Source organism: Nonomuraea sp. CA-218870 (assembly GCF_050936535.1).
Classification (GTDB): Bacteria; Actinomycetota; Actinomycetes; order Streptosporangiales; family Streptosporangiaceae; genus Nonomuraea; species Nonomuraea corallina.
This window is the reverse complement of sequence record NZ_JBNJMN010000001.1, coordinates 5,959,585-5,983,585: the sequence shown is the minus strand read 5'-3', so window position 1 is coordinate 5,983,585 and position 24,001 is coordinate 5,959,585. Positions and strand designations below refer to the sequence as shown.

At 69.1% G+C, this 24,001-nt stretch carries 32 protein-coding genes; 15 read left to right on the top strand and 17 right to left on the bottom strand.

Annotated elements, in window-relative coordinates; all coding sequences use genetic code 11:
* Window positions 1-14 precede the first annotated feature (14 nt).
* The 5 genes from ACQEUU_RS28500 to ACQEUU_RS28480 form a co-directional block, all read right to left on the bottom strand.
* Complete coding sequence (locus tag ACQEUU_RS28500) at window positions 15-170, bottom strand: hypothetical protein (RefSeq protein ID WP_433071633.1); 156 nt, start codon at window positions 168-170, stop codon at window positions 15-17.
* Between the two features lie 47 nt (window positions 171-217).
* Window positions 218-370 (bottom strand): hypothetical protein, encoded by a 153-nt coding sequence (locus ACQEUU_RS28495; RefSeq protein WP_433071631.1) that lies wholly within the window; start codon window positions 368-370, stop codon window positions 218-220.
* The gene (locus tag ACQEUU_RS28490; RefSeq protein ID WP_433071629.1) at window positions 367-1,839 is read right to left on the bottom strand and encodes a hypothetical protein; all 1,473 of its coding nucleotides are present in this window, start codon (window positions 1,837-1,839) and stop codon (window positions 367-369) included. The genes ACQEUU_RS28495 and ACQEUU_RS28490 overlap by 4 nt, the downstream gene beginning before the upstream one ends.
* A gap of 311 nt (window positions 1,840-2,150) precedes the next feature.
* The gene (locus tag ACQEUU_RS28485) at window positions 2,151-2,564 is read right to left on the bottom strand and encodes an SsgA family sporulation/cell division regulator (RefSeq protein ID WP_433071627.1); all 414 of its coding nucleotides are present in this window, start codon (window positions 2,562-2,564) and stop codon (window positions 2,151-2,153) included.
* A gap of 92 nt (window positions 2,565-2,656) precedes the next feature.
* Window positions 2,657-2,956 carry a helix-turn-helix domain-containing protein gene (locus tag ACQEUU_RS28480; protein WP_433071625.1) on the bottom strand — a complete coding sequence of 100 codons (300 nt, stop codon included), beginning with the start codon at window positions 2,954-2,956 and terminating at the stop codon, window positions 2,657-2,659.
* A 145-nt stretch (window positions 2,957-3,101) separates the two neighbouring features.
* Here ACQEUU_RS28480 and ACQEUU_RS28475 point away from each other — a divergent pair, with 145 nt between their 5' ends.
* Entirely contained in the window at window positions 3,102-3,323 is a 222-nt protein-coding gene (locus ACQEUU_RS28475) for a hypothetical protein (protein WP_433071624.1), read from the top strand.
* On the opposite strand, the gene ACQEUU_RS28470 is transcribed toward ACQEUU_RS28475, so the two are convergent.
* The gene (locus ACQEUU_RS28470; RefSeq protein WP_433071622.1) at window positions 3,320-3,487 is read right to left on the bottom strand and encodes a hypothetical protein; all 168 of its coding nucleotides are present in this window, start codon (window positions 3,485-3,487) and stop codon (window positions 3,320-3,322) included. The two genes, ACQEUU_RS28475 and ACQEUU_RS28470, sit on opposite strands and share 4 nt — an antisense overlap.
* A gap of 180 nt (window positions 3,488-3,667) precedes the next feature.
* Here ACQEUU_RS28470 and ACQEUU_RS28465 point away from each other — a divergent pair, with 180 nt between their 5' ends.
* Together ACQEUU_RS28465 and ACQEUU_RS28460 are read left to right on the top strand one after the other, a co-directional pair.
* Window positions 3,668-4,399: a UTRA domain-containing protein gene (locus tag ACQEUU_RS28465; RefSeq protein ID WP_433071620.1), complete on the top strand. Its 732-nt coding sequence runs from the start codon at window positions 3,668-3,670 to the stop codon at window positions 4,397-4,399.
* Window positions 4,400-4,472: 73 nt separating this feature from the next.
* Window positions 4,473-5,057, top strand: coding sequence for a UTRA domain-containing protein (locus ACQEUU_RS28460; RefSeq protein ID WP_433071618.1), 585 nt, complete (start codon window positions 4,473-4,475; stop codon window positions 5,055-5,057).
* Window positions 5,058-5,119: 62 nt separating this feature from the next.
* On the opposite strand, the gene ACQEUU_RS28455 is transcribed toward ACQEUU_RS28460, so the two are convergent.
* From ACQEUU_RS28455 to ACQEUU_RS28440, 4 genes are all read right to left on the bottom strand, one after another.
* On the bottom strand, window positions 5,120-5,410 hold the full coding sequence (locus ACQEUU_RS28455; RefSeq protein WP_433071617.1) for a hypothetical protein: 291 nt from the start codon (window positions 5,408-5,410) through the stop codon (window positions 5,120-5,122).
* 124 nt (window positions 5,411-5,534) lie between these two features.
* A complete protein-coding gene (locus ACQEUU_RS28450; protein WP_433071615.1) occupies window positions 5,535-5,840 on the bottom strand; it encodes a hypothetical protein in 306 nt (101 codons plus the stop codon).
* Between the two features lie 342 nt (window positions 5,841-6,182).
* Window positions 6,183-6,899: a hypothetical protein gene (locus tag ACQEUU_RS28445; protein ID WP_433071613.1), complete on the bottom strand. Its 717-nt coding sequence runs from the start codon at window positions 6,897-6,899 to the stop codon at window positions 6,183-6,185.
* Window positions 6,896-7,150 carry a hypothetical protein gene (locus tag ACQEUU_RS28440; RefSeq protein WP_433071611.1) on the bottom strand — a complete coding sequence of 85 codons (255 nt, stop codon included), beginning with the start codon at window positions 7,148-7,150 and terminating at the stop codon, window positions 6,896-6,898. Before ACQEUU_RS28440 ends, ACQEUU_RS28445 begins: the two co-directional genes overlap by 4 nt.
* A 158-nt stretch (window positions 7,151-7,308) precedes the next feature.
* Between ACQEUU_RS28440 and ACQEUU_RS28435 the strand changes: the two genes are divergently transcribed.
* The 4 genes from ACQEUU_RS28435 to ACQEUU_RS28420 all read left to right on the top strand — a co-directional run bounded on the left by ACQEUU_RS28435 (window position 7,309) and on the right by ACQEUU_RS28420 (window position 9,288).
* Window positions 7,309-7,692: a GntR family transcriptional regulator gene (locus ACQEUU_RS28435; protein ID WP_433071609.1), complete on the top strand. Its 384-nt coding sequence runs from the start codon at window positions 7,309-7,311 to the stop codon at window positions 7,690-7,692.
* A gap of 513 nt (window positions 7,693-8,205) precedes the next feature.
* Complete coding sequence (locus ACQEUU_RS28430; RefSeq protein ID WP_433071607.1) at window positions 8,206-8,610, top strand: hypothetical protein; 405 nt, start codon at window positions 8,206-8,208, stop codon at window positions 8,608-8,610.
* A 59-nt stretch (window positions 8,611-8,669) separates the two neighbouring features.
* Window positions 8,670-8,873 (top strand): hypothetical protein, encoded by a 204-nt coding sequence (locus ACQEUU_RS28425; protein WP_433071605.1) that lies wholly within the window; start codon window positions 8,670-8,672, stop codon window positions 8,871-8,873.
* A gap of 1 nt (window position 8,874) precedes the next feature.
* Complete coding sequence (locus tag ACQEUU_RS28420; RefSeq protein WP_433071604.1) at window positions 8,875-9,288, top strand: type II toxin-antitoxin system VapC family toxin; 414 nt, start codon at window positions 8,875-8,877, stop codon at window positions 9,286-9,288.
* Between the two features lie 419 nt (window positions 9,289-9,707).
* On the opposite strand, the gene ACQEUU_RS28415 is transcribed toward ACQEUU_RS28420, so the two are convergent.
* Window positions 9,708-11,324: an MFS transporter gene (locus ACQEUU_RS28415; protein ID WP_433071602.1), complete on the bottom strand. Its 1,617-nt coding sequence runs from the start codon at window positions 11,322-11,324 to the stop codon at window positions 9,708-9,710.
* Between the two features lie 938 nt (window positions 11,325-12,262).
* Window positions 12,263-12,718: an NUDIX domain-containing protein gene (locus tag ACQEUU_RS28410; protein ID WP_433071600.1), complete on the bottom strand. Its 456-nt coding sequence runs from the start codon at window positions 12,716-12,718 to the stop codon at window positions 12,263-12,265.
* A 171-nt stretch (window positions 12,719-12,889) separates the two neighbouring features.
* On the opposite strand from ACQEUU_RS28410, the gene ACQEUU_RS28405 reads away from it, so the two are divergent.
* On the top strand, window positions 12,890-13,237 hold the full coding sequence (locus ACQEUU_RS28405; protein WP_433071598.1) for an NUDIX domain-containing protein: 348 nt from the start codon (window positions 12,890-12,892) through the stop codon (window positions 13,235-13,237).
* A gap of 42 nt (window positions 13,238-13,279) precedes the next feature.
* On the opposite strand, the gene ACQEUU_RS28400 is transcribed toward ACQEUU_RS28405, so the two are convergent.
* The 4 genes from ACQEUU_RS28400 to ACQEUU_RS28385 form a co-directional block, all read right to left on the bottom strand.
* Window positions 13,280-14,476 carry a hypothetical protein gene (locus tag ACQEUU_RS28400; protein WP_433071596.1) on the bottom strand — a complete coding sequence of 399 codons (1,197 nt, stop codon included), beginning with the start codon at window positions 14,474-14,476 and terminating at the stop codon, window positions 13,280-13,282.
* Entirely contained in the window at window positions 14,473-14,994 is a 522-nt protein-coding gene (locus ACQEUU_RS28395) for a SigE family RNA polymerase sigma factor (RefSeq protein WP_433071594.1), read from the bottom strand. The genes ACQEUU_RS28400 and ACQEUU_RS28395 overlap by 4 nt, the downstream gene beginning before the upstream one ends.
* Window positions 14,995-15,296: 302 nt before the next feature.
* Window positions 15,297-15,812 (bottom strand): GNAT family N-acetyltransferase, encoded by a 516-nt coding sequence (locus ACQEUU_RS28390; RefSeq protein WP_433071592.1) that lies wholly within the window; start codon window positions 15,810-15,812, stop codon window positions 15,297-15,299.
* A gap of 99 nt (window positions 15,813-15,911) precedes the next feature.
* Window positions 15,912-16,820 (bottom strand): LysR substrate-binding domain-containing protein, encoded by a 909-nt coding sequence (locus tag ACQEUU_RS28385; RefSeq protein ID WP_433071590.1) that lies wholly within the window; start codon window positions 16,818-16,820, stop codon window positions 15,912-15,914.
* 96 nt (window positions 16,821-16,916) lie between these two features.
* On the opposite strand from ACQEUU_RS28385, the gene ACQEUU_RS28380 reads away from it, so the two are divergent.
* From ACQEUU_RS28380 to ACQEUU_RS28355, 6 genes are all read left to right on the top strand, one after another.
* Window positions 16,917-17,345: a hypothetical protein gene (locus ACQEUU_RS28380; protein WP_433071588.1), complete on the top strand. Its 429-nt coding sequence runs from the start codon at window positions 16,917-16,919 to the stop codon at window positions 17,343-17,345.
* A gap of 24 nt (window positions 17,346-17,369) precedes the next feature.
* Window positions 17,370-18,683 (top strand): MFS transporter, encoded by a 1,314-nt coding sequence (locus tag ACQEUU_RS28375; RefSeq protein WP_433071586.1) that lies wholly within the window; start codon window positions 17,370-17,372, stop codon window positions 18,681-18,683.
* A 9-nt stretch (window positions 18,684-18,692) separates the two neighbouring features.
* Window positions 18,693-19,625, top strand: a complete 933-nt coding sequence (locus ACQEUU_RS28370; RefSeq protein ID WP_433071584.1) for an alpha/beta hydrolase — start codon at window positions 18,693-18,695, stop codon at window positions 19,623-19,625.
* A complete protein-coding gene (locus tag ACQEUU_RS28365) occupies window positions 19,622-20,683 on the top strand; it encodes an SDR family oxidoreductase (protein WP_433071582.1) in 1,062 nt (353 codons plus the stop codon). The genes ACQEUU_RS28370 and ACQEUU_RS28365 overlap by 4 nt, the downstream gene beginning before the upstream one ends.
* A 121-nt stretch (window positions 20,684-20,804) precedes the next feature.
* Window positions 20,805-21,692 carry an alpha/beta fold hydrolase gene (locus tag ACQEUU_RS28360; RefSeq protein ID WP_433071580.1) on the top strand — a complete coding sequence of 296 codons (888 nt, stop codon included), beginning with the start codon at window positions 20,805-20,807 and terminating at the stop codon, window positions 21,690-21,692.
* Entirely contained in the window at window positions 21,689-22,153 is a 465-nt protein-coding gene (locus ACQEUU_RS28355; protein WP_433071578.1) for a GbsR/MarR family transcriptional regulator, read from the top strand. Before ACQEUU_RS28360 ends, ACQEUU_RS28355 begins: the two co-directional genes overlap by 4 nt.
* A gap of 6 nt (window positions 22,154-22,159) precedes the next feature.
* Here the strand turns inward: ACQEUU_RS28355 and ACQEUU_RS28350 are convergent, their stop codons facing one another.
* Window positions 22,160-22,750 carry a TetR/AcrR family transcriptional regulator gene (locus ACQEUU_RS28350; protein ID WP_433071577.1) on the bottom strand — a complete coding sequence of 197 codons (591 nt, stop codon included), beginning with the start codon at window positions 22,748-22,750 and terminating at the stop codon, window positions 22,160-22,162.
* Window positions 22,751-22,791: 41 nt separating this feature from the next.
* On the opposite strand from ACQEUU_RS28350, the gene ACQEUU_RS28345 reads away from it, so the two are divergent.
* Window positions 22,792-23,964, top strand: a complete 1,173-nt coding sequence (locus ACQEUU_RS28345) for a macrolide family glycosyltransferase (RefSeq protein ID WP_433071575.1) — start codon at window positions 22,792-22,794, stop codon at window positions 23,962-23,964.
* Window positions 23,965-24,001 lie beyond the last annotated feature (37 nt).

The following is a 24,001-nucleotide window of genomic DNA, read 5'->3' as shown; positions in this document are numbered from 1 at the left end:
CAGCTATTACCTCCTCACCAGGGCCAACCGCGCCGCTGCAACTCGTCCAGGGCGCGGTCCCGGTCTCGCCGGTCCTGCTCGCTGCGTCCGAGGTCGAAGAGCACCTCGGCGAGGGCTTCGAGCTTGTCGTTGGGGAGGTCTTCGATCGGGATGGGGGCGTCGTTCGGCATGGGGTCTCCTTGCGGGGCTGGGGTGTCGGGACGGTCGTTGCCGGGCGTCATGCCGCCACCACCCCGCACGGGGTCACGCCGGCCACCCGCTCACAGCCCTCGCAGCCACGGCTGAAGTTCACGCCGCGCGTGGGGCAGGTGGGCAGGTCTTCACGGTTGTGCATGTGCTCGCAGATCGGGTCGAAGTAGCGGGCCATCACGCGGTCACCTTCTTCGGAGGGTCGGCCTTGCGTCGCTGCCGCCACGGAAGCTCCGCCACCCACTCCTTGCGCTTTCGGGAGGCGAGGCTGACGTCGGCACCGGCATGCCGGGCGAGTTCGGTCACGCTCGGGTACCGGTCCTCGGCGACCTCGGCGTCCCAGAGGTCCTTCATGACCTGCGTCTTCGGCGCTGATTCGGCGTCGTCGTTGACCTCGTTGTTGACGCCTCCAGGGGTCAACTCGGGGGTCAACGGAGAGGTCATGTAGGGGTCGGCGGACAGCATCCGGCCGAGGTCGTAGGCGGCGGCGTTGTTGACGTCGAAGTTGATCGGGTTGTTGACCCTCTCGATGGTCACCTCGGGGGTCAACCTGGAGGTCAACTCGGGGCTCAACTTTGAGCCGTTCTCAGGCGTCTGAGCGGGGCCGTTGTTGACCTGATTGTTGACCTTGCTGTTGACCCCAGAATTGATCAACTCGGGGGTCACGTCCGGGGTCAACGACATGAGCTTCAGCGCTGCGTTGTCGAGTGCCCGCTGGGTGGCCTCGGCGGCGTTCAGGCGCCGCAGCTCGTCCACCGCGGCGGCGGCCTCTGCGCGCTGCCGCTCACTGACCGGGTCCGCCCACGCGGGCACCTTCTCCCGCTTGACGAGCACGCCCGTGCTGTACAGGGTGTCGATCTGCGCCAGCAGCGCCTCCTGCCGCGCCTCGTCCACGGCCAGGCTGGCGTACTCGACGGCGGCGTCCATCGCCTTGTCCAGCTTGGCGAGCGCCTTCTGAACCTTCCGCGCTGGAGCGTTCGCCTGCTGGAGCGCCCGCACCTTCTTGATGGCGAGAGCCACCCGCGTGAGCCTGCGGTGCGCGTCGACATCGCCCGCGGTCCGGTCCGTCGCCTCGGCGAGGCCAAGACGGACCAGGATCCGCTCGGGGGTGAGACGCCAGTTGATGCCGGTCATGCCGCGCATGCGGCGGCGTTCCAGCCGCATGCCGCGCTCCCACAACCAGGCGGCGACCAGCGGCGAGGCGAGACGGAAAGCTGCCTCGCCGAAGCTGGCCGCGTCCAGGCTGGACAGTACGGCGGTCAGTCCGGCCAGCACCCACACCGCGATCCCGTCCACGCCGGCGGAGTAGTTCTCCCGCATGGAGCGGCGGGCGCGCACGGCGGAGGTGACGACAGCGACCTCGATGAACGCGAACAAGACGATCCGCAGCGGCCACCACAGGTCGAGCACGTCTCCGGTGAACTTCCACATGCCGGTGGCGGACACGCCTGTGGCGATGGTGGCGCCGACGATCGTCAGGGTGTCTTCGATGGGAGTGCGTTTCACTCGCTCGGACACGGCCTGGTAGACGCGCCACCCGATGACCAGTGTGGCCACCAGGACCGCGAGGCCGATCAGCGCGAGCGCGCCGACCCGCCAGTGAAGCGGCACCGCCTGGTAGACGGCGATCAGGTCATCAATCGGGTTCATCGGGGTCCTGTTCCAGCGCTATCGGGTCTGTCGGTTGTGAGTCCCGCCCGCTCGGGGTGGATGGTTGGATTCCGGGCACGCCCGCTGCGGACGGGGAGTAGAGGGAGGCCCGGCCACCGGGGAAGCGGCTGGGGGCTGATGGCCGGGCCGGGCTCATCGCCGCACCGTCCGGGGGCGGGTGCCGCAACGGGTACAGGCGGGGTGGGTGCAGCCGCCACGGTCCATCAGCGGGCGGGTGGCGGGCTGGCGGCGCGCTGAGTCCGTGACGAGCTTGTTGACGGTCTGGAGCGCGTCCTTCATCTCGGCGGGAGTCATCGCGCACCGGCCAGGAGTTGGTGGACGAGCGCGTCCAGGTCGAGACGTTCGGCCGCCTTGCACAGCGGCACCAGCTCGCAGGTGGCGTCGATGAAGCCGTCCACGTCGTCGCGGCGGGCGTAGAACTCGTGCCACCGGCCGGCCGTGAACATGCGGAGCGTCACCAGGTCGGGGTCGATGTAGTGGGGCGAGACCTCGATCCGGCCCTCGCCGACCGCCTCCTCGACGCCATCGGCCAGCAGGTCGCGGGCGAACTCGAACTCGGCCGCCCCCTCGTCCAGGGGCAGGGTGAGGGTGACGGAGAACGGCTCCCACGTGCGGTAGCGGAAGGTCGAGGTACGGGTGCCGCCCTCGTCCGCCAGGTGGAGTGTGAGAGGCCAGCAGACCGTGTGGTCGCGGTGTGCCATCATGAAGTAGCTCCAATCGGTTGAACGGAGCGAGGGCGTCCTGAGTCTTGGCCGAAGCGGGACGCCCTCGGCGTTTCTGTCGGCGACGTGGACCATCAGACCGTCGCCTTCGAGCTGTCTCTCGTGCGCCAGTCAGCGGCGTAGTCTTCAAAGGTGATGCGCTCGCCGGCCTCGACCCGCGACACGAACTCCTCGACGAACGAGCGGAGGAGCACCCGCGCCCTGCCGAAGGTGGTTCCGGGGAACCTGCCGGCGCGTAGCCCGGTGTAGAGGTACGCCTTAGAGACGGGCAGTAAGGCCACGGCTTCTTTCACGGGCATGAACGGCGTTGGCGTGCGGGAGCACGCGGCGCTCTGGGTGCTCTCCGTGGAAGGGAGCATCTCCGTGGTCTCCATGCCACACAATGTGGCATGCCAATGTGGCCAGGTCAAGAGGCCACATTAGGTGGCTATATGGGATGCCCGAAATGCGGTTATATGCACGTCGGAAGTTCTGAATGCCTCATTGTTTGGCCACACAACGTGTGTAACGATGTTCGGTGTGGCGACAGAGGAGGATCGGCTAGCCGAAGCGGCAGCGGCATATCGTCGGCTCTATGACGAGCTAGCCGAGGCTCGCCGAGAACTCGCCGAGACCATCGTCGATGCGGCGAGAGCGCGCGTCCCCCAAAAGCGGATCGTCACCATCTCTGGCTACACCAGAGAACACGTGCGCCGCATCTGCCGAACGGCCGGCATCGAACCAGAAGACGGCGACGTCTAGGCTGCGGAACTCCGCTGGGCGCGACCGGCCTCCAGGCCGCGCTGATATGCGTTGGCTGCGATCACGTCGAGGGCGGCCACCATGCAGGTGACCTCTTCGAGCTTCTCCATGATCTCGGCGAACCCCTCGGCGAACTCCTGAGGGACTTGACGCTCTCCACTCATGGGTGCGCACCTCTCTGGCCGCCAGGCCGTGGATTCTCACCTCGACTTTAGGGGGCTATAGTCGGGGTTGCAATCCCTTCGGCCAAGCATGAGTGGAGCTGTCACGTGGACCTGCGAGCCCTACGAGAAGCGGCGACTATCCCAGATCCCGTCCAACGGGCGCACGCGTTGACCCAGCTCATGACCCAGGACAGGGCACTCGTCGAGGAAGCTGCCAAGTATCGACGGCACGCCATTGCCGAAGCCCGCAGCGCTGGCCTCACCCAGGAGCAGATCGCCTCACGGCTCGGCGTCACGCCCGGCCGCATCTCCCAGATGAGCAAAGGGCCCGCGGCCAAAGCACCCGAGCCGCCCTCCGAACCAGCGCCGCGCGTGCTCGTCCAGCGAGCCCTGCCCACAGACCCGTCGATCCGAGGCTCCGTGTCGCTGTTCCTGGTCGAGGCCGAACGCCAGGGCATCAAAGCCGAACGCCGCATGCTCTACATCGGCCCCGAACCGGCTAGTGACCACGTGGCCGCAGCGCTGGGAGTGGAATCGGGCGACGAGGTGATCGCCCGCCGCAAGCTGATGTACGCCAACGACGTTCCCGTCCGGATCGCCACCTCGTTCTTCCGCGCGGACCTGTTCGCCGACACCAGGATCGCCGAACCGGAGTTCGTGCGCCCCTCCCTGCAAGCCGCACTACAGGACCTCGGATATCAGTTCGGGCGGGCCGAGGAGTATCTGGTCGTGCGCCGGCCGACAGCGTTCGAGCGGGAGACGCTGGAGCTCGAATCAGGGGAGTGGGTTGCCCAGGTGCTCCGTGCGTCCTACAGCCAAGAAGGCACCCCCGTGCACACGCTGGAGACGGTCTGCGCTGCGACGCGACACGTTTTCCCGATCGGACAGGTGGCAGGCAACGATGAGTTTTAGCCCATACCCGGACCCGACACTGAGGTATAGCCCTGACCCTGACCCCGCCGCCGCTCGCACGAGCCACATCTACGTGGTCGCCTTCGACAGTGGCACGCTCAAGGTTGGGCGGGCAACCGACGTCGAAGCGCGGTTACGAACGCATCAGCAGGAAGCAGCCCGCCACGGGGTCAGAGTCACAAGCCAGTGGTACTCAGCCCCTTGCAGCCCAGGTTATGCAGCCCACTACGAGAAGCTCCTGAAGGCGATATGCAACCGCCGCGGACTCCTACAGGCAGGCCTCGAATACTTCAAGGGCCTGGACTTCAATGAGATCAGAGCCAGGGCCGAGGAGCTAACCGGGGCGCCCGGATCGCAGCCAAGCCTGAGTTTGGTTCCCAAGCTGCCGGAGAAACACACACCGGGCAAGGCGAGCATCCGCGGGAGTCTCGACATTCTCTTCGCGTGCGGCCTCGCACCAGACGAGGTGACAGAGAAGCTGAAATCTCGAATGCCGACTGCGGAGGAGGTGGAAGAGATGAACCTCCCGCCTGGAGAGCCGATCGTTGAGGTCGCCCGATGGGTACGCGCCGCAGACGGGCAGGTGATCGAGTTCGGCAAGAGTATCTACGCGGCCAGCCGGCACGAGTGGTCATTCGCCTTCGAGATTCCGGACTAGCGGCGACAACGAGAAGCCTCCGGCCGCAGGTTCGTCGGGCGGGGGGGTTCGTGCGCTCCGGACTACTTCGGGACTTGACCCGTGCCGCCGCATGGCCGGCAGTTCACCCACTTCTTGGTGACGACTTCGCTGCCGCCGCTGCTCTTCGAGCGGACTTCTTCCTCCCAGCCGCCTGCGCCTTGGCATCGCCCGCACGTCGTCTTGCCCTTGTCGGCGGTGAGTGCCGGCCGCTCGGTAGGCCCGTGCTGGTCGGCGATGGCCTGGGCCTGCTGCTCGGTGAGGCCGGGGATGGTGACGACGCTGCCGCGCAAGGTGGTGATGCGGGCGAAGTAGTCTCGGTCGGCTGGGGTCATGCCCTCGACGGTAGGCCGCCGGTCGGGGCCGGGCGAGCGGTTCAACGGATTGCCCTCCTTCGGGTGACATGAAGCCCCCGCCCGGAGGTTCGTCGGGCGGGGGCTGGCGTGCTTACGGCAGACGCTACGGGGTCGTGCACGCCGGACACGGCGCGCTCACCATCGTCCGCGACTCCTCGTCGATCGTGGTCACCTTTCCGGTGCCCAGGCAGTACCGGCAGCCCACCCGCTGAGAGATCCACGAGTCCAGCCACACCTTGTGCTCCCACGCCGGAGGAGGCTCGGGTGGCGCCTGTTCGCCGCGTTCGGCCGGCTCGTTCGTGTCACCCACCCAGCCGGTCCCGCCGCAGAACCGGCAGGCGAGGAACAGCGGACCGAGCTGCTCCCCGCGCCGGCCGTTGCACTCGGGGCAGGTGATCCGGTCGGACACGGCTACCTACGCCCAGTCCCGGAGCACGCCCTGCACGGTACCCACTTACGTTCCTTCTTCCGCTGGCCGTTGAGCTCGATCCATTCGCCGCCCGCGCCGAGGCAGGTGCCACAGATCGGCTTCTCGTCCTTGCCCATGGTGCTCTCCGTTCTGGTCGGTGATGGTTACCGTGTGGTCGCGTTCCGTGGGCCCATAGTGTCGACGGTAGGTGGTAGGTCGAGGCTGGGCGAGGGGTCCGCGGATCCGCTCCCTTCCGCTGTGCGGAGTGACCCCCGCTGCCCGCCCCCCTCTCCCAAGTTGTGCGGGCAGCGGAGGCCACGTTGGATGCCCGGCCCTCGCGGCTCACGGGGCAGCGCGAGGACCGGGCAGATCATGGGCGCCGGAGCCGGGCGCCAGCGTCACGCTGGACTCGACCCCGTACAGCTGCACCACCTGAGAGGTGGCCAGCGCGCGAGGGTGGCGGGAGAACGCGTCCCACGCGATGTAGACGTTGTGCGCGGTCGGCCGGGGCGCCAGGCCGGGGCCCGGCTCGTACATGTCGGCCAGCACCCCCGCCGAGACGACCCGCTCCGCGGTGCACACCAGCGCGTGCTGCTGCAGCATCGGGCACTCCCGCAGGGCGATGCCGACGCAGTCTCGGCAGGTGGGCGGCGCGTTCGTGCGGCCCTCGTCGCAGGCGCCCTCCGTCCACGGCCGGTCCGGGTGCAGTCCTGTCATGGCGGTCGGCTCGAACACGGACGGGACCAGGATCCACCAGGTGCGCCCTGTGCCCGGGTCGGCTGCCGGGCGGGCGCACACCTGGCACAGCAGCCGGTCCATGCACGCCCACTGCCGCCTGGTGTTGAGCTTCCGCATCCGCTCGGGGCCCCGCCTGGCGGGCCTCGCGCGAAGGTCCCGCACGCGGGCGCGCAGGATGCCGCCTACGCGGTCGCCGGCGCGCGGCACGGCGTAGGCCAGCCGCAGCCCGCCGTCCGAGCCCGTGTGCCGCTCGAAGACCAGCCGGTCGCGGCGCTCCTCGCCCGCGAAAGCGATCACGTAGGGGACGGTCGTGTAACTCACGTCGGGTCCCCGGTACGGAACTGCGACGCGAGGTCTGCTGTGCGCCACACCTGGCGCTTCGGCCGGTTGGCCAGATCGCGGCGGATCCGCAGCCAGGCGCAAGCCGTCTCCAGTTCGGCGAGGCGGGGCGCGTCGGCCTGCTCGGGGATGCGCGCCCGCTCCTCCTCGGCGGTGAGGGGGCGCGTCCAGGTGGCGTGCCAGCCGTCCGCGTCTTCCCAGGTGGTGAACTCGGGGATCTCGGGAAGGGGCATGCGCCGACAGTAGTCCTCTACTCGCCAGTAGCCCAGTGCTGTGACTAGTACGATCCACGATCTGACCTAGCATGACCTATATAGGTTGAGTCGGCATAAGGGCTGGTAGCAGCCGAATCTACGGTCAGGATGTGGTCGATTATGACTCCGATCTCACGGTGAAACAGCAGATCGTAGACGCGCTCCGCGCCCGCATAGACGCCGGCGAGTGGCAGCCGCGCCGCCGCCTGCCCTCCGTCGTCCACCTGTCGCAGGAGTTCGGCGTCGCCCGCGACACGATCCTGCGCGCCCTCGACGTCCTGCGGGACCTCGGCCTCATCTACACCGTGAAGAACCGGGGTTCGTTCGTGAAGGCCGGCGCCGACTTCATGACCGTGGTCACCCCAGAGCCAGGGGTGCGCATCATCGCCCGCCCCGCCCGCGAGCAGGAGATCGCCGAGATGGACCTACCCGAGGGCGGATGGGTGATGGTCGTCGAGCGCGGCGGGGAGGTTGAGGTGTTGCCCGCCGACCGGGTGGAGATCCGCGGACCCGAAGTCTGACCCTCGAACGAGCGCGGCCCCGTCTCCTCGTGGAGGCGGGGCCGTTGTTGTGTCGGCGGGGTTGAGTGCTCGCTTCCTGAGCGAGGGGTCCTCGCGCGGTGGCGGAAGACGGGGGCGGGGACGGGGACGGCGCGGGGACGAGACGGGGACGATCAAGCCCCGCCATCCGCCCCTGAACGCCCGCGAACGCGTCCGAACACACCGGTTGACCAGGCGTTTTCCGGGTTCTCGCAGATGGCTGATTTTTCCGGACAGTCCTTACAAGCGAGGGGTCACTGGTTCGAACCCAGTACCGCCCACCCAGGTCATGGGGCCTTTTGGGGCGAGCGCGAAGATCCGCGACGGTCGCTTGGGAGTCATTTGGGAGACGATCTCCATAGTTGATCTTCCGGAAGGGCTCCAGTAGATCGTCCAGAAGCGGTTCCCGGCCCTCATCATGCCCAGGCGACACTCGCCGTCGATTCCGAGGACGTCGAGTTCGCTCGGCAGGCGCGTGCCAGGGACCTGGAGGTCATGCAGCAGCAAGCCGAGGTCGAACGTCTCGCGATCTTCCGGGACACCGTGCTTCGCGATGCTCACACCGCCCGGCTCTGGTGGCTCGGTACTGACCCGAATCGCCTGATCGACCTGGCGAACCACGCCGACGACATCGAACCTGCCGTCGCCCTGATCGCTCCTCCATCAGGAACCGATGGACAGAGGCCGGGTGAAGCGGCGATCGCAGAACTCATCAACCTGTTCCTGACCGGGCTCGACCCTGATTCCCGTTGGTTTCTTATCCACCAATTGAGCAGGGTCTTTGGTAGTTATGACCGAAACGACCTGGCGTTACAGCTCTCTTCAGCGATCATCGATGACACGCTCTCGGTGCCTCCGGACGACACCGGAGGAAACGGCGCGTCGCCCACGAAGAGCTGAAGGCGATCGTAGTGATCGCGCCCGGTACGGGCACCGCCTCTGGACCTACACTCTTAGGTATGAGCGTCATGCGCGAGGAACTGCACTATCTCGTGGACCAGTTGCCGGAGTCAGAGCTACGCCCGGCTCTGGAGTTGATCCGTGGCCGTCTGGACGAGCCTGCCCCTGCGGAGCGTGACCTTCCGTTCTTCGCGTCGTTCGAGGCTGAGCCGGACCTCGCCGAACGCCATGAGGAGATCCTGCGTTCCGAGATGGACCGCTGACGTGCTTCTGTGCGACACCGGCGTCCTTCTCGCTGTCGGCAACGCCAAGGACAAGCACCACCAGGCCTGTCTCAAGCTGCTTCGCCAGGCGGAGGGACCGCTGCTCGTGCCGTCGCCGGTCATGGGAGAGGTCGGCTATCTCCTGGAGTCGCGTGTCGGCCCACAAGCCGAGGTCACGTTCCTGAAGTCGTTCGGTGGTAGCGGCTTCCATGTAGCCGAACTGGAGGACGAAGACCTCCCTCGAATGGCGGAACTGGTCGAGAGGTACGTCGATCTTCCTCTCGGACTGGTGGACGCCGCCGTCATCGCGATCGCCGAGCGCCTGGGACTGAGGGAGGTCGCGACAGTCGACCACCGGCACTTCCGAATCGTGCGCCCACGCCACGTCGAGGCCTTCACGCTGTTGCCCGGCTGATCACGAACGCTGCCGACTGAGTGACTATCCGGGTGACAATCGCCATGGACAAGCTCGGACGGCGGTGGACAGCAGTGGACCATGCGCCCAGGTCAGGACGGGTGCCGGTGCTGGTCCCGCACCTTCCTGGGTTGACTTACGAGCGAGGGGTCACTGGTTCGAACCCAGTACCGCCCACCAGGTAAAACAGGACTCAGCGGGAGATGGGCACGATCTTCTTGGGGCCAAACCGGGGACGATCTTTACGGGTGATCTTCCTGGCGGGCTCCAGAAGCTCACCAAAAGAGGCAGCGGAAATCGCCCGTCGCCGATCTTCGCCCCCCGCCTACCGTGCTGGACACGCAGTGAGCCCTCCTCGACCTCGAAGCGCCGTTCGCCGGCTCCTGGATATTTAGGTCGAAACCGCCCGCAATGAGGGATCAGGAGTGGGGAGGCACGTTCTCGCGGCGGGCCGAGCCGGGCTGGGTTGCGGGGATCAGGCGGACGAAGAACAGTGAGATGAGTCCTGTGAGAACCAGGATGGCGAGGGCGGCCTTGAGCCCGACAATGCGGGCCTTGGCGTTGGCGTCGTGCGCGGCCTGAGCCACGTCGGGAGGCGCGCCGACCTTGTCAAGGGCTGCCGATAGCTGGGCGTCCGACAGGAACGGCACGCCACTGATGAGCTGCACCTGGGCTTGCTGCTTGACTTGCGGGGGGATCGCCGGGTTGAGCTCCACGGTGTTGAGGAATGAGGCCGTCAGCGTGGCGATCATGATCGAGGAGGCGAACGCGGTGCCGATGGAGGCGCCGAGGTTGGTGACGGTGTTTTGGACACCGCCGACCTCCGCGCTCCGCTCGTCCCGCACCGCGGAAACGGTGACCGCCCCGAGCTGGGAGGCGAGCGTGCCCATGCCCAGCCCCACCAGCAGCAGCGGAACAGTGACGACCTCTGGCCCCGCTTCGACCTCCAAGGCCGCCAGCAGGACCGCGGCGCCCAGGATCACGCAGATCATCCCCGCCCTGACCAGCCGCCGCGGAGAGGCTTCGGGAAGCAGGCGGGGGATGATCAGCGCCGCTGCCAGCAGCGGCAGGGAGAGCGGCATGATGCGCACGCCGGTGGCCAAGGCGGAAAGCCCTAGGGCGACCGACAGGTAGAGCGGGATGACGACGAAGACGCCGAGCTGCGTCAGGTACTGGAAAAAGAACATCGTCAGGCCGCCCACGAGCTGCCTGTTGCGAAGCAGCCCGGGGTCTACGAGGGGCTCTTTGCCACGTCGTGCGATATGGCCCTCCCACTCCAGGAACATCCACATCAGGAACAGGCCCGCCAGCAAGAGCCACACGACAGGAGAGATCCCGAACCAGGCGGGACCGTTCGGCTTGGGGCTGAACCAGCCCCACTCAGCCGATCGCAGCACCCCGTACACGAAGATCCCGAGCCCCAGCCCCGAGAGCACGGCCCCGACGACGTCAATGCGCGGGCGGCGGACCGGGGGAGCGTCAGCTACCTGCCGGGCGAACAGCAGGATGCCCAGCACAATCACCACCTCCCCGGCGAACACCCATCGCCATGAGAAGTACGTCGTGGCGAGCCCCCCGACGAGAGGGCCGATTGCGATCGCGATCGCCCCGGCCGCCGCCACCAGCCCGTAGGCGGCCGGCCGCTGCTCCCGGGGAAAGTTCCCCGCGACCAGCGCCACGATCGCGGGCAAGATCAGCGCCGCCCCGATCCCCTCCAGGAACGACCAGCCCAGCAGCAGGACAGACAGGTTCGGAGATATCGCCGTGGTGAACGATCCGGCGCCGTAGACCACGCAACCGAGCATGAACGCGCGCTTACGGCCGATGATCGCCCCGACTTTGCCGCCGGGGATCATGAAGACCGCCATAATCAGCGTGTACGCCGCGATCGTGCCCTGGACCCCGGCCACCGTGGTCCCCACGTCCTCGGCCACCGTCGCGATCGCCACGTTCATCACGGAGGTGTCGAGGGCCATCAAGAACTGTCCAGCGGCCAGCGTCAGCAGGACGAGCCTCGTCGAAGCGGATTCGGTCATTCACACATGATCCGGGCGGCGGAGCGGCGTCCCTCGATGGCTCGCCGTGGTCGCATCCTCGAAGTGCGCAAAAGGTCAACGAAGAGGGTGCCGTTGACGGCTTCCCAGCCCCGAACCCCGCGCGCCGGAGCAACCGCCGACGCGCACCTCGTCGAGCACCGATCCCGCCGCTCGCGTCGACGACCGCTCCGAACGACTTGACACGCCCCGCCGATCAGCTCCCTTGACGGGTGAGGTAACGGTGAAAGGAACTTGAAACAGCCTCCATTCGTTGCCCCGGATAATCCAGACTTTGTGACCGCCGGTCAATGCGAGGATGCCATGCTCGGAGAGTTCATCATCGAAGCGATCGGAGATTGGCTCGGCGGCCAGATAGGCAGAAGGCTGGGAATGCCTCGTCCCGTGTCCCATCCCGACGGCTCCGTTACGGTTCCGGGTCTGGTCTACGGCTTCAACGTGCCATCCTACGCCTCCCACCGCGGCTGGATAGGCGGATATGTCACTGTTGCGGCTGACGCTGTGACGCACTCGATCGATCGTGAGAGAAAGATCTTACGACGCGTCATTCCATGTCAGGATGCTTCCGTCGTAATCCGTTCCGCTACTGCGACAGAAGCCCGATCCGTTCGGAACGCGACGGTCGCCTGCATCACCGTCCCAGACGGACGGCGATTCCTGGTCGCCATCGATCCGTCATACCGTCATATTCTCTCGCTGCTGGACCAGTCGGGCGTCCCAGATCCGCAAACGCCGTCTGGGACGAACTGAGACTGGCCCAGATCGGACACCGGAGTTTGGCCGTGATGTTCCCTTGCTCGAGTGCTAGGTGTGCGAATGCGCACGAGCGTCGCCGTTATGGAGCCCGTGTGCAATATGCATGTAATGATCTTGTCCGCAAGGGCTCTACCGCGAGGCTGCACCGATGTCCAGTCCCAGGGCTACGGTCTGGCGATCTGCTGGATCAGGAGCCGGTGCGACTCCTGCAGCCCATCGGGAAGGTCGTACGGCGAACACCACTTCGCCTCCAGGATCTCTACAGGATCGATCTTGAGTGTGCCGCCGGCGAGCAGGGCCTCGTAGGTTGCTTCGACCCGCAGCTTGTATCCGCTCTTCAGGTGGAGGAGACGCCCGACCTTGACGTGCAGCCCCGTCTCCTCGCGCACCTCGCGGACGACGGTGTCTTCCCAGGTCTCGCCCTTTTCGGCGTAGCCGGTGGGACAGCCCCACTGCCGTTCCGGGGGCCACATGCGGTGCCGCAGGAGGAGCACGCGACCCTCTTCGTCCCGGACGACGCCCGTAACGCCGATCATGAATTTCGCGTGCCATAGCCAGAGGAGCCGCCACTGGAGCGGCCCGCGGATGAGCCGCCACAGGCGGACGACGAGACTGTTCACGATGCTCCCTTCGGTCCATCCGCGGTCTCTCCTGTCAAGGCGGGCCGCGGGGCTGGCGTGATGCTGCACACTGCCATGCTCCAGGCCCGCACGTATGGGTCCGGCGGAGACGCAGGTGATCAGTCTTGCGGACGGCCAGGGCCGGGGACGTGATGTCGTAGGGTCGAGGGCGTGGACGATGAGCAGGCTCCGCCGTTCGCCCGGGCCCGCGCCGCCGCTGGGGCGTTGTTCTTCGACGACGGTGGCCGTGTGATGCTGGTCCGGCCCACGTACAAGCACTACCTGGACATCCCGGGCGGGTGCGTCGAGCCGGGGGAGACTCCGTACGAGGCGTGTGTCCGCGAGGTGCGTGAGGAGCTGGGCATCCAGCCGGCCATCGGTCGCCTCCTGGCGGTGGATTGGGCGCCTCTCCCGGAGGGAGGCGACAGAGTCCTGTTCGTGTTCGACGGCGGCACTCTCGACGGGGAGACACCTGAGCGGGAACGGCCCGGGACGGTCAAGGAACCGCCGCTGCCCTGACGGAGTCGGGAGGCCCTGCTTGAGAGCTTCCGAGATCTGAGGTCACCACGACCCGGGTGGGCCGGGCAGGACGATCTCGACGATGCTCTGCGCTCCGTACGTGGCGAGTTTCCTCGCCTTGCCGGTCCTGACGTTCACGGCGTAGGAGGTCATGGTCCGGTACGGCTGCTCGATCGCCACGCCCACCTTGATCGGCTCCCCGGACGCGGGCCTGCACCGCACGGACGAGGTGAGAGCCGTGACCTCCTCGGCGTTGAGCCAGGTACGCAGAGAGATCTGGGAGACGTCGGAGGGCAGGCCGCTGATGGCCGTCGTCTTCCGCTTCTCGCCGGTGAGCGTGTCCATGAGGGTGAGCTTGCCGTGACGGCACGGCTTCTCGGCGGTGCTGAGGTTCTCGATCACCGCGACGGTCTTCCCGTCGGGGGCGAGCGGGCTGATGAGGTAGTGCGCCGGCAGGATGACCGAGGTGGTGTCGCCCTTCGAGGAACTCGGCCACAGGTTGGAGATCGTCCGCAGCCGTGATCTGGGGGAGTATTCCGCGAGCGTGATGGTGGAGCCGTTCGGTGACAGGCCGATGGGGACCCCGCGGTTCGGCAGGTCGCGGGCGATCCCGTCGCGCAGGTCGAAGAGCACCGCGGGATCCTTGAGATCCGGGACCTTGCTGAAGGCCAGGAACCGCCCGTCGTCCGACAGCATCAGACGCGAGATGCTGCCCAGCCCGGTTTCCGGCATTCTCGTCGCAGCCGTCATCTTCCGGCCCGAGGCCAGGTCGCGGACCTGGAAGGCGCCTTCCTCGGCGCTGTAGTAGGCGATCTTCCCACCGTCCCGGCTGATCGCTAGGGGGCTGTCGCGCCGGCCGGTGCGGCCGGGAGCGAGGCTGGGCAGCGCCTCCGGCACGTGGTAGGTCATGCCGCTCCGGGTGACCACCCGCCACCCTCCGTCCCGGCAGTCCGCCGGGGCCTTCCCGGTGTGGGGCTCGCAGAAGGTCTGGTACGCGTGACTCAGCGCCTCCACCCCCCGTGCTGGCAGGTCGCCTACGGAGGCGGCGTCCTGCGGCCCGCCCGGCAGCAGGCGGATGGCGGCCGTCACACCGAGAGCGACGACCACGACCATGGCCGCCGCGCCGTACGAGATCGCGGTGAGCCGCCTGCGGTGATGCGCCGCGATCGTCCGCTCGGCGAGGTCCACTTCCGGAGAGTCGTCGGCCAGGTCGACGAGTACGTTACGCAGCCAGGTCATCGGTAGGCCTCCTCGGCTTCGAGATCGGTGAGCTTCGGCGCGAGGTCGGGCGCCAGTTCGCGTAAGCGGGCCAGCGCGTAGTGGGCCTGGCTCTTCACCGTGCCGACCGAGCAGTTCATGAGCTCGGCGGTCTCGCGTTCGGTCCGGTCCTCGTAGTAGCGCAGCACGATCACCGCCCGCTGCCGGGGCGGCAGCCGCATGAGGGCCCGTCGCATGACGAGCCGGGCAACGGTGGAGTCCTCGCTGGAGTACGGCCGGTCGGGAGGTTCGGCGGTCGGGAACTCGCTCCTGACCCGTCGCCGCCGCCATGAGATGTGCTGGTTGACCAGCGCCTTACGCGCGTACGCCTCGGGGTGCTCGACGCGCGCCAGCCTGGACCAGCGTCCGAGCACCTTGAGCAGGACGTTCTGCAGCAGGTCCTCGGCCTGGTGGGCGTCTCCCGTGAGCAGGTACGCGGTGCGCATCAGCGCCTGCTGATGGTCGACGACGAACTCGCGGAAGCTGTCATTGCGATCCAAGGCGACTCCTTTCGCCCCTTACCGACTCCGGTGACGTGTCGAAAGGTTGGGTTCGCCCGGACTGGAACTCCGGGTGGTGTCGTGGATCACACCGGCGGCTTCATGGAGTTCCGGTGCGCCTGCTGGATCCGCAGCGGCCACGGCAACGCCGAGCGGCCGCCGCGCGACTATTCGGCGACGCGGGATCCGCACAGTGCGGATGTCGGCTTTGCACCAGCGCAGCCTGACGGACACCATGCGACCCAGGGCTCGCACCTTCACGGGTGCGAGCCCTGGCCCGTCTCCGGCCGGGATCGTGAGGGTCAGCGCGGCTGTTCGTCGCGGCCCAGGCTCAGCACGCGCATGACGGTGCCGTTGTCCTTGGTCATGTCCCGCACATGCTTGAAGCCGAGCTTGCCCAGCACGGTCAGCGAGGCGCCGTTCGGCGCCGCGACGGTGGCGTACACCTTGTCCAGCCCCAGCGTGCCGAAGCCGTGGGCGACGATCGTCCGGGCCAGCTCCGTCCCCAGTCCTGAACCCCACACCTCGGGCGTCAGCGCGTAGACCAGCTCGTGGCCCTGGACCGTGTCGGTCCGCTTGATCTCGGCGTGCCCGACCAGGACCCCGTCACGGCGGACGGCCCACACGTCGAACAGGTTCTGGGCGTAGACCTTGGTGAAAATCCGCCCGAACAGCGCCCGGTCCTCCGCCTCGGGGGCCAGACCGTCACCCATCCACCGCGCGACCTCCGGATCCTGGAACATAGCGACGAAGCCTTCCTGGTCATCAAGGGTGTAAGGCTCCAGCACCAGACGCTCGGTCTGCAACTTCGGGGTCATGGACGGTGAAAGTACTCTGTGCCCGCCCCTTTCGGCCAACCATATTCCGCGTCGGCCGGCGGCTGCCATCACCGCTCGGCAGGGCCCCGCTTCGAGCCGCTACAGCCGCTCGCCGTCATGCCCTCGGAGCCGGTCGCTGGTGACGGCGGCGAGGATGGTGAGGAAGGCGCTGCTGAGGGCGTCGAGGGTGGTGCGCGCGTACGCGGTGAGCTCCCGGGTGATCCGGGGCACGGGTTTGAGCGTGTAACCGTCGTACCAGCGCGGCACGATGTTGGCCGGGATGAGGGCGGGCCCGAGGCCGGTGGCGGCGAGCACGGGCGCGGAGGCCGTCTGCTCGGTGCGTACCGCGATCTCCGGCTGGAAACCGGCGCTCGCGCAGGCACGGTCGAGGATCTCCGCCAGGCCGTTGCCGGGTGCGTAGTGCACCCAGCGGCGGCCGGCGAGCGTGGCCAGGTCCACGTCGGCCGCCTGCTGGGCGGCCAGCGGGTCCTCGCGGGAGACCGCGATGACGAACTCCTCGACGCCGAGCGGCCGCACCGGGCCCGGCCAGGCGTCCGGCCGGGGGCCGATGGCGAGATCGGCCTGCCCGCCGGCCATCGCCTGGGCGAGCTCGTCGGCGTGGCGGTGCTCGTACAGCCGGATGTCCACCCCGGGGTGGTGGCGGCTCCACAGGCGCAGCGCCTCGGGGAGCAGGCCGAGGCTGACGCTGTAGACGGTCGCCAGGCGCAACTCGCCGGCCATCAGGCCGGTCGCCTGCCGGACGGCGGAGACGACGTCGGCCGTCTGCGCGAGCGCGGCCCTGGCGTGGGGCAGCATCGCCCGCCCGGCCGGGGTCAGGTGGACGCCGCGCGGCGACCGTTCGAGCAGGGGAGCGCCGACCGCCCGCTCCAGCGCCTGCACCTGATGCGACAGGGCCGGCTGCGTGACGTGCAGGGTTTCCGCCGCGCGGGTGAAGGAGCCCTGCTCGACGACGGTGACGACGTACTGGAGCTGGCGCAGGCTGATCATGAACACAATCTATCGGAAGCATGAAAGGTATGAGTTGGACTTATGAAGAGGTGGTCAGCAGACTGACGGACAGGCAGATCAAAGGGGTGACAAGCAGTGACATTTCCTGACGACCTTCCGCTGGCGGGCGTCGTCGTGGCGAAGGACTACGACGGCTGGTCGGGGGAGTTGCGCGCGGAGTTCGCCGCCAACGCCTACAACGGTCACGTCGGCGGGCTCCTGCTGCACGAGTCGGACCAGGTGCGCGTCTGGCAGATCCGGCTCGCTCCCGGCGAGCGGCTGCCGATGCACCGCCACGTGCTCGACTACGTCTGGACCGCGCTGACCGACGGCCACAGTCGCCAGCACACCCACGACGGGACCACCCGGGAGGTCTCCTACCGGCGTGGCGAGACCCGCGAGTTCCGCTTCGGCGCGGGCGAGTACCTGCTGCACGACCTGGAGAACATCGGCCAGGACGAGCTGGCGTTCATCACCGTCGAGCAGGTGCGCGGCGCCAACCCGCCGCTGCCTCTGCCGGCCTGAGACCACGGAAAGGCAGACGGCGACATGGCGGTCAAGGACACAGCCGCTCCGGGGCGTACCCGATCGGGCAGGGCGCTCACGCCCCGCCAGGTCGGGTACGCGGCCATGGTCGGCAACGCGATCGAGCTCTACGACTTCATCCTCTACTCCTTCATCGCGGCCACGGTGTTCGGACCGCTGTTCTTCCCCGGGTTCGAGCCCTGGCTCGGCACGCTGGCGGCGTTGTCCGGCCACGCGGTGGCGTTCTTCGTCCGGCCGCTCGGCGCGGTGGTGTTCGGCCGCATGGGCGACCGGTACGGCCGCCGTCCCACCCTGCTCGCCTCGCTGGTCCTCATGGGCGTGGCCACCGTCGGCATCGGGCTGCTGCCGGACTACGCGGCGATCGGCGTGGCCGCGCCCGTCGTCCTGGTGCTGCTGCGCCTGCTGCAAGGACTGGCCGTCGGCGGCGAGTACCCCGGCGCGGTGGTCGTGGCCGTCGAGCACGCGCCCCCCGACCGTGCGACCCTCTACGGTGCGTTCCCGCAGATCGGCAACATGCTCGGCATCCTCATGGCCGGCGCGTCGATGCTCGTGGTCAACCTGACGGTCGGCACGCAGGTCTGGCTGGCGTGGGGGTGGCGCATCCCCTTCCTGCTCAGCGGGGTGCTGGTGGTCTTCGGCCTCGTCCTGCGCGCCCGGCTGGCCGAGACTCCCGAGTTCGTCGCGGCGTCGGCCAGGATCGAGGCGCAGCGCGGCGCCTCCGGGAGTCTCACGACGCTGCTGCGGGTGGCCCGCCGGCCGCTGCTGGTGTGCGTGCTGATGTGGATCGGCCCGGTGACCTTCGGTTACGCGTTCCTGACGAGCCTGCTCGCCTACGTCGACAAGTACCAGCCGGCGCTGTCCGCGACCGACGTCCAGATCGGGCTGGTGCTGACCGCGTCGGTGCTCGTCACGGTGGTGGCCGTCAGCGGGCGCCACGGCGACCGGTGGGGGCGCAGGCGCGTGGTGATCGTCTCAGGGCTGCTGACGATCGGCTGGGCGGTGCCCGCCTACCTGCTGGTCGGCGCCGCCGTGCCGGTCGCGCTGTGGCTGGCGATGACGGTCGGCGCGATCTCGTACGGCATCTTCGGCGGCGTCGTCCCCGCGATGATGTCGCAGATGTTCCCCGTCGAGGTGCGCTACCTCGGGGTCGCGGTCGCCATCGCGGCCAGTGCCCTGGTCGGCGGGGCCCTGCTGCCGCTGCCCACGCTGACCCTGGTCGGAGCGTACGGGGGGTCGACGGTTCCGCTGATGGTGATGATGGGCCTGTCCGGGCTCGCGACCACCGTGGGCGGCCTCCTCCTTCCCCGCACCCGCTGAGCACCGGCGATGATCGTCGACCCGGCGGTGGCCGAGGCCCGCGCCGCCACCCGTGCTCTCGCCCACGCCGATGCCGGGGCCGTCCCCGTCGCCCGGGTACGGGACCTGCGCCTTCCCGGCCCCGCCTCCCCGCTCGCCGCCCGCCTGCACTATCCCGCCGGGGAGCCGCCCTTCCCGTGCCTGGTGCACTTCCACGGCGGCGGCTGGGTGAGCGGCGACCCCGGCGTCTACGACCTGCCGTCGCGGCGGCTGGCCAACGCCACCGGCTGCGTGGTCGTCACCGTGGACTACCGCAAGGCCCCCGAGCACAAGTTCCCCGCGCCGCTGGACGACTGCCACGCCGCCGTGTCCTGGATCGCCGCCCACGCCGCCGCTCTCGGCGTCGACCCCGCCCTGATCGGCGTGTCGGGCGACAGCGCCGGCGGCAACCTGGCCGCCGCGACCTGTCTGAAGGCGCGCGACACCGGTGGGCCGGACATCCGGCTCCAGGTGCTGATGTACCCGGCCACGGACGCCGCCTGCGCCACCCCCTCCTACGACACCTACGCCAAGGGCCCCGGCCTGGACCGCCGCAGGATGCGCTGGAACTGGCAGCAGTACCTGGCCCGCCCGGCGGACGCCGACCACCCGTACGCCTCGCCGCTGCGTGCCGAGCTCGGCGGCCTGCCGCCCGCGCTCGTGGTGCTCGCCGAGCACGACCCGCTCCGCGACGACGGCGAGCTGTACGCCGAACGCCTCGCCGCGGCGGGGACACCGGTCAGGCTGACCCGCTACGCCGGGAGAACGCACGCCTTCTACCTCAGGGACGCGGCCCCCGGCTGCAACACCGAGCTGTACGAGGAGATCGGCCGCGCCACGCGGATGCACCTCGTGCCGCAGAAACGAGACGTCGCCCGCATCGGGCGGCGCCGTGACCGAAGGAACGGGAACAACAACTCATGAGCACCGCTCAGCAGAAGGTCGCCCTCGTCGTCGGCGCCCAGGGCGTGATCGGCCGCAACCTGGCCGCGCACCTGGAGTCCCTGGGCGACTGGGAGGTCATCGGGCTCTCGCGCCGCGGCGGCGAGGACACCGCCGGGGTCCGCCACGTGTCGGTCGACCTCCTCGACCGCGACGACTGCGCCAAGAAGCTCGCCGAGCTGACCGAGGTGACGCACGTCTTCTACACCGCCTACCAGGACCGGCCGACCTGGGCCGAACTGGTGCCGCCCAACCTGGCCATGCTGGTCAACGTGGTGGACGCGATCGAGCCGGTCGCGCCCGGCCTGACACACATCAGCCTCATGCAGGGCTACAAGGTGTACGGCGCTCATCTGGGACCCTTCAAGACGCCGGCCCGCGAGTCCGACCCCCACCACATGCCGCCGGAGTTCAACGTCGACCAGCAGGCGTTCCTGGAACGTCGGCAGCAGGGCGCGGCCTGGACCTGGACCGCGATCCGCCCCTCGGTCGTGTGCGGCTTCGCCCTCGGCAACCCGATGAACCTGGCCATGGTCATCGCCGTCTACGGCGCGATCTGCAAGGAGCTCGGCCTGCCCATGCGCTTCCCCGGCAAGCCCGGCGCCTATGACAAGCTGCTGGAGATGACCGACGCGGGCCTGCTGGCCAAAGCCACCGTGTGGGCCGCGACCGACCCGCGGTGCGCCAACCAGGCGTTCAACATCAACAACGGCGACCTCTTCCGCTGGAACGAGATGTGGCCGAAGATCGCCCGCTTCTTCGACCTGGACGTGGCCGATCCGCTGCCCATGTCCCTCGACGTCGTCATGGCCGACAAGGGGCCGCTGTGGGAGGAGATGACCCGTAAGCACGGCCTGGAGCCGCACGCGTACGAGGAGGTGTCGTCGTGGAGGTTCGGCGATTTCGTCTTCGCCTGGGACTACGACATGTTCGCCGACGGCTCCAAGGCGCGCCGCTTCGGCTTCCATGAGTACGTCGACACCGAGCGGATGTTCCTCGACATCCTCGCCGGCCTGCGCACAAGCCGGATCATCCCCTGATCTCCAGCGGATGATCCGGGGGAGTTCGCGGTGGCCCGGGTGCGAGCGGGTGCCTGGCTGATCGGGGGATGCTCGCTACAGTTGTTGCAGTGATTACTGTAATGACCGTAATGTGAGTCGCGTGATCGGCGAGAGCGTCCACATCCCCCAGCCCGAGGGCGACCTGCGCGTCATCGTCCGCGGCGACCCCGGCCCTCCCGTGCTCCTGCTCAGCGGCGCGGGCAACGACAACGCGCTGCTGAGCTGGCGGCACGCGATCCCCGTCCTCGCCGCCGAGCACCGGGTCCTCGCCCTCGACTGGCCCAAGCAGGGCGGCAGCAAGCCGTGGCGGGGCTTCGCCGGTCACGACCGGCTGCTCGGCTGCGTCACCGCCGTGCTCGACCACTTCGGTCTGCGGCGGGCGGCGCTGGTGGGGCTGTCGCAGGGCGGGGCCGTCGCGCTGGCGTACGCGATCGAGCATCCGGAGCGCGTGTCGCGGCTCGTCGCCCTCGCGCCGGCGGGCGTGACCTCCTTCCCGCCGCTCGTCCACCAACTGCTCTGGCTCACCGCCAGGTCACGCCTCCTCAACCGGACGATCCCGTCGCTCGTCTTCCGCAGCCGCGCCGCCTGCGCGTGGGTCGCCCGGCGCGCCCTGTTCGCCGGCCCGGTCGCCGACTTCGAGCAGATCGTGGACGAGTACCACGCCGACGTCCTGGTCAACGGCGCCGGCTCCTCCGACTGGCAGAACGACTCGATCGGGCCGTGGCGGATGCGGGTCGACCTGCGGCCGAGGCTGTCCGCGATCAGTTGCCCCACGCTGTTCGTCCAGGGCGACCGTGACACGGCCGTGCGGCCCCGGCACGCCCGCGCCGCCGCCGGGCTCGTCCCCGGGGCCAGGTTCGAGCTGATCGAGGGCGCGGGCCACTGGGCCAACCGGCAGGAACCCGAGCGGGTCAACGCGCTCGTCGCCGGCTTCCTGCGCGCCGCCGGGGACGGCGACCCCGGTGCGGGCACCACAATGAGATCATGACCGAGCCAACGGACGCCGAACTCGACTTCGTCGACGAGGTCGCGGCCTTCTTCGCCGCCGAGGGGCTGCCGCACATCGCCGGGCGCGTCATCGGCTGGCTGCTCATCTGCGACCCGCCGGAGCAGAGCGCCGCCCAGCTCGCGCTGGCACTCCAGGTCAGCCGGAGCTCCATCAGCTCCACCACCCGCCTGCTCACCCCGAGCGGCCTGGTCGAGGGCGTGCGCCGGCGCGGCGATCGGCAGGAGTACTTCCGCATCGCCGCCGACGGCTGGAGCCGGATGCTCGCCGGCCGCTACGCCAGGACCACGGCCTTCCGTCAGGTGACGGAGCGCGGCCTCGCCGTCCTGTCCGGCGCCGACCCCGGACGCCGCGAGCGCCTGGCGAACGTGGCCGAGCTGTACCGCTTCCTGGAGACGGAGCTGCCCGCCCTCTGGGACCGCTGGGAGCGGCGCCGGTCCTGATCGTGGTCAGAGCAGGACGCGGCGCACGTGGTAACCGACGGTGGCCAGCGCCGCGTCCGGGTCGCGCACGCCGAGCATGATCTCCGCGGTGAGGCCCTCGATCAGCGCCAGCAGCACCGCCGCCTCGAACTCCGGATCGAGCTCGTCCGGCGCCTCGCCGTCCCGCTGCGCCCGCGTGATCAGCTCCGCCACCCGGTCGTGCAGCCATTTCCGCCCCTCCCGTATCGACCGGGCCATCTCGGGCACGGCTCCGGCACGGGCGCCGAACGCCTGCCCGGCTCGCCGCTCGGCCTTGCGCCGCTCGTCCAGCGGCAGCATCTCCGTCGCCATCGACATCAGGAAGCCCCGCACGGTCGCGGGCCCGGCCTCGACGCCGGCCATGATCCGCGCCGTGACGTGCTCGCCCAGGTAGGCGACGACGTACTGGAGCATCTCGTCCTTGCTGCGCATGTAGTACTGCACCGCGCCCAGGGACATGCCCGCCTCCGCCGCCACGTCCCGCAACGTGGCGGCGTCGAGCCCGTCACGGCCGGCGATGCGCAGCACGGCCTCGGCGATGTGCCGGCGGCGCTCGTCGTGGTCCACCTTCTTCGGCATGCTTCCCCTTAGTTCATACCTGTGTATTAAAATACACGAGTATGGGAACCTTGGCATTCTTCGCCCCCGCCGCCGCCGGCCACGTGAACCCCACCCTCGGCGTCGCCGCCGAACTGGTGCGCCGGGGCCACCGCGTCACCTACGCCACCACGGAGGAGTTCGCGCCCCGCGTCGCCGAGACCGGCGCCGAGATCGTCCCGTTCACCTCGTCGTGGAAGGCGCTCGACGGTTCCGGGCCGCCGCAGATGCATGGCAAGGAGTTCGTCCGGGCCACCCACCTGCTGCTCGCCGAGACCAAGGCCGTGCTCGCCCAGCTCCGCGACGCCGAACGCCCCGACCTGGTCGTCCACGACGGCCCGATGGCCTGGTGGGGCCGCGTCCTGGCCAGGAAGTGGAGCGTCCCGTCGGTCGAGACCTGGCCCAACCTGGTCGGCAACGAGCACTGGTCGCTGCACCGTGACTACACGACCTTCAACCCGCTCAGCCCCAGGTTCCTGCTCCTGCTCGCGCGCCTGTCCGCGCTCCTGCGCCGCGAAGGCGTCGGCGGCGACCTCCCGGGCTTCCTCCAGGGCTCGCGGGCGGCGATGCGGCTGGTCATGCTGCCGCGGGCCTTCCAGTACGCGGGCGAGACCTTCGGCCCCGGCTACCGCTTCGTCGGCCCGGCCCTGACCGGCCGCGGGTACCAGGGTGACTGGCAGCCGCCGGACGACCTGCCCGTCGTCCTCGTCTCTCTCGGCACGGGCTACAACGACCGGCCCGATTTCTACCGTACGGTCCTCGAAGCGGCGGCCGGCCGGCCGTGGCGCGTCGTGCTCGCGTCGGGCCAGGCCGACCCCGCCGCCCTGGGCCCGGTCCCGCCCAACGTCGAGGTCCACCGGCAGGTCCCGCAGCTCGCGGTCCTGCGTCACGCCCGGGTGTTCGTCACCCACGCCGGGATGGGCGGCACCATGGAGGGCCTCCACTTCGGCGTCCCCCTGGTGGCGGTGCCGCAGATGGCCGAGCAGCGCGCCAACGCCGACCGCATTGCCGAACTCGGCCTGGGCAGAGCCCTGCCGCCCGACCGGGTCACGGCCGCGACGCTGTGGCAGGCCATCGAGGACGTGGCGTCGGACGCCCGCGTGCGCGACCGGCTCGACTGGATGCGCGGCGAACTGGAGGCGGCAGGCGGCGCGCGGGCCGCCGCCGACGAGATCGAGAAGGTGCTGCGCTCCTGAGACCGCCGTTCCCGCGGACCTGAGCTCGCCCTTCCCC

Coding starts and splice junctions, on each gene's coding strand:
- ACQEUU_RS28365 (WP_433071582.1), top strand. CDS start 19,622: ATGAGCACCGCTCAGCAGAAGGTCGCCCTCGTCGTCGGCGCCCAGGGC.
- ACQEUU_RS28485 (WP_433071627.1), bottom strand. CDS start 2,564: ATGATGGCACACCGCGACCACACGGTCTGCTGGCCTCTCACACTCCAC.
- ACQEUU_RS28455 (WP_433071617.1), bottom strand. CDS start 5,410: ATGACCCCAGCCGACCGAGACTACTTCGCCCGCATCACCACCTTGCGC.
- ACQEUU_RS28480 (WP_433071625.1), bottom strand. CDS start 2,956: ATGGAGACCACGGAGATGCTCCCTTCCACGGAGAGCACCCAGAGCGCC.
- ACQEUU_RS28425 (WP_433071605.1), top strand. CDS start 8,670: ATGAGCGTCATGCGCGAGGAACTGCACTATCTCGTGGACCAGTTGCCG.
- ACQEUU_RS28415 (WP_433071602.1), bottom strand. CDS start 11,324: ATGACCGAATCCGCTTCGACGAGGCTCGTCCTGCTGACGCTGGCCGCT.
- ACQEUU_RS28490 (WP_433071629.1), bottom strand. CDS start 1,839: ATGAACCCGATTGATGACCTGATCGCCGTCTACCAGGCGGTGCCGCTT.
- ACQEUU_RS28345 (WP_433071575.1), top strand. CDS start 22,792: ATGGGAACCTTGGCATTCTTCGCCCCCGCCGCCGCCGGCCACGTGAAC.
- ACQEUU_RS28470 (WP_433071622.1), bottom strand. CDS start 3,487: ATGAGTGGAGAGCGTCAAGTCCCTCAGGAGTTCGCCGAGGGGTTCGCC.
- ACQEUU_RS28355 (WP_433071578.1), top strand. CDS start 21,689: ATGACCGAGCCAACGGACGCCGAACTCGACTTCGTCGACGAGGTCGCG.
- ACQEUU_RS28370 (WP_433071584.1), top strand. CDS start 18,693: ATGATCGTCGACCCGGCGGTGGCCGAGGCCCGCGCCGCCACCCGTGCT.
- ACQEUU_RS28375 (WP_433071586.1), top strand. CDS start 17,370: ATGGCGGTCAAGGACACAGCCGCTCCGGGGCGTACCCGATCGGGCAGG.
- ACQEUU_RS28440 (WP_433071611.1), bottom strand. CDS start 7,150: ATGCCCCTTCCCGAGATCCCCGAGTTCACCACCTGGGAAGACGCGGAC.
- ACQEUU_RS28390 (WP_433071592.1), bottom strand. CDS start 15,812: ATGACCCCGAAGTTGCAGACCGAGCGTCTGGTGCTGGAGCCTTACACC.
- ACQEUU_RS28500 (WP_433071633.1), bottom strand. CDS start 170: ATGCCGAACGACGCCCCCATCCCGATCGAAGACCTCCCCAACGACAAG.
- ACQEUU_RS28400 (WP_433071596.1), bottom strand. CDS start 14,476: ATGACCTGGCTGCGTAACGTACTCGTCGACCTGGCCGACGACTCTCCG.
- ACQEUU_RS28465 (WP_433071620.1), top strand. CDS start 3,668: ATGACCCAGGACAGGGCACTCGTCGAGGAAGCTGCCAAGTATCGACGG.
- ACQEUU_RS28350 (WP_433071577.1), bottom strand. CDS start 22,750: ATGCCGAAGAAGGTGGACCACGACGAGCGCCGCCGGCACATCGCCGAG.
- ACQEUU_RS28430 (WP_433071607.1), top strand. CDS start 8,206: ATGCAGCAGCAAGCCGAGGTCGAACGTCTCGCGATCTTCCGGGACACC.
- ACQEUU_RS28385 (WP_433071590.1), bottom strand. CDS start 16,820: ATGATCAGCCTGCGCCAGCTCCAGTACGTCGTCACCGTCGTCGAGCAG.